Genomic DNA, 2,246 nt, shown 5'->3' with positions numbered 1-2,246 from the left:
GTAAGCGTCCGGCAAACCACACCTTCATAACACTTGAAACCTGATCTACCGTCACTGCATCCTAGCTATGGTGGTGATTATGTTTGGTTTCTCTGATTCTATACCGGTGGTTTTGATCTGTGGTGTGACTGATATGCGTAAGTCAATCGATGGTTTGGCGTATATTGTTGCGTATGATCTTGAAATGGAACCTTGCAGTGATAAATTGTTTGTCTTCTGTGGTCGCCGTCGTGATCGGCTTAAGATTTTACACTGGTCTGCCAATGGTTTTTGGCTGCACTACAAACGCCTTGAAAAAGGCACATTTAAATGGCCTGGCATTGATGACGATGAGTTGTCCCTGACAATCGCACCAAGACAGCTCAGCTGGTTACTAGAAGGCCTACCCCTCGATATATCACAAGCACACCCTCATTTAATTTATCGCTATCATGACTGTTGAAGGTCTGAAATGGAGAGCGGCGTGGTATAATCCACACCATGATAAAAGCGCCTGTTAATGACCTCCCAGATGATATTGAGCTGCTCAAGAAGATGTTGCTTGAGCAAAGCCAGTTGCTTGCTAGAAAAGAGCAAGAAGTTGCTCAATGGCAATCTCGTTACCACCATATCTTGGATCAGTGGCGTCTTGCCCAACACCGTCAGTTTGGTAAAAGTTCGGAAGTATCACCGGGGCAAGGCGAGCTATTTGATGAGGCTCAGTCCATTGAGTTAGAGACTGAGGAATCGGTTGATGCCACTACTTCATCAGCACCACGCAAACAACCTAAGCGCAAGCCACTACCTAAAGATCTGCCTCGTGAAACTGTCGTCTTGGATATTGCCGACGAAGACAAAGTCTGTGACTGTTGCCAAGGTGAGTTGCACTGTATCGGTGAAGATACGTCCGAGCGTCTTGAGTTTATTCCGGCTCAGCTCAAAGTCATTGAAACAGTACGCCCCAAATATGCTTGCCGAGCGTGTGATCACTCCGGTACAAGCGTGACGATTAAGCAGCAAAAGCCTGAACCGAGCCTGATTCCAAAAGGAATCGCTACCCCTAGTCTTCTTAGCCAAATCATTACTGGCAAGTTCCAATACAGCTTACCGCTGTATCGACAAGAGACGTTATTCAAACAATATGACATTGAGCTGAGTCGACGCACCATGTCTGACTGGATGCAGACTTGTTCAAAAGCGTTACAGCCTTTATATGATCGACTAAAACAGATTCTGTTAGAGCAACCCGCTCTTCACGCCGATGAAACCACCCTAAAGGTGATTAAAGAAGATCGGCCAAATTGTTATATGTGGGTCTATTGCAGTGGCACGGACTCGCCATCAACGGGGACGCACATTAGCACGATACCCAATATTGTCTTGTACGATTTTAGACAAACACGCTCGGGGAGCTGTCCAAAAGACTATTTAGGAGAGTACTCTGGGTATCTCCATGTGGACGGTTATGCGGCTTACAATCAGACATCAGCGACCTTAGTGGGTTGTTGGGCTCACGCTCGCCGTAAATTTAAAGAGTACGAAACGTTACAACCCAAGGGCAAAACAGGGACGGCAACGGTCGGTTTAGCCAAAATCCAGAAGCTGTATGCTATCGAGACACAAGCAAAGCAACTTGAGACCTCGGAAGAACGCTACGCGTTCCGCCAAGCCCATGCTCCGGCGGCCTTAGCGGATTACAAAGTTTGGCTGGATAAAAACAGTCTGAAGAAACGACCGCCCAAAGACAAACTGACGCTCGCCATCAACTACAGCTTAAATCAGTGGGATAACCTCACTCGATATCTAGAATCTGCGGACCTAAATATCGATAACAACCGAGCTGAGCGAGCGATTAAACCGTTCGTTATTGGTCGGAAGAACTGGATGTTTGCCAATACGGCTAACGGCGCTCAGTCTAGCGCCGTGCTATACAGCATCATCGAAACAGCCAAAACCAACGGCCTAGTGCCCTACGATTATTTAGTTGCTGTGTTGGAGAAATTACCGAAGCTCGACCGACAAGAAGAGTTGGAAGGTTTACTGCCTTGGAATATCGGAGAGATTTAAAAAATCTTCCGCTGCATCCATGCAGCTTAGTCACATCCTAGAACGAGACAGAGCCCTCGTCCTGAGGGCTAAGACAAATCCATTGTCCTCTGCCGTGAAAAGAACAGTATAAAATATCGTCAACACTGTCACGACCAGCTTGCCAAAAACTTGCGGTGAATCAATCTGAAAAAACTAGGTGTGGTTTGCCGGACGCTTAC

General features: G+C 46.9%; 2 protein-coding genes. Both read left to right on the top strand.

All coding sequences use genetic code 11. From position 1 onward, the window contains the following. The first annotated feature begins 79 nt into the window (after window positions 1-79). The gene (gene tnpB, locus FJM67_RS17220) at window positions 80-442 is read left to right on the top strand and encodes an IS66 family insertion sequence element accessory protein TnpB (RefSeq protein WP_140591923.1); all 363 of its coding nucleotides are present in this window, start codon (window positions 80-82) and stop codon (window positions 440-442) included. Window positions 443-480: 38 nt separating this feature from the next. After that, window positions 481-2,046, top strand: coding sequence for an IS66 family transposase (tnpC, locus tag FJM67_RS17215; protein ID WP_140591921.1), 1,566 nt, complete (start codon window positions 481-483; stop codon window positions 2,044-2,046). The last annotated feature ends 200 nt before the right edge of the window (window positions 2,047-2,246 follow it).

The sequence above is a fragment of the Maribrevibacterium harenarium genome, assembly GCF_006385675.1.
GTDB lineage: Bacteria > Pseudomonadota > Gammaproteobacteria > Pseudomonadales > Marinomonadaceae > Marinomonas > Marinomonas harenarium.
This window is presented reverse-complemented; position numbering and strand designations above follow the sequence as displayed.

Bases quoted from the DNA above. Each gene is read 5' to 3' on its own strand.
- tnpB (WP_140591923.1), top strand. From the start codon at position 80: ATGTTTGGTTTCTCTGATTCTATACCGGTGGTTTTGATCTGTGGTGTG.
- tnpC (WP_140591921.1), top strand. From the start codon at position 481: ATGATAAAAGCGCCTGTTAATGACCTCCCAGATGATATTGAGCTGCTC.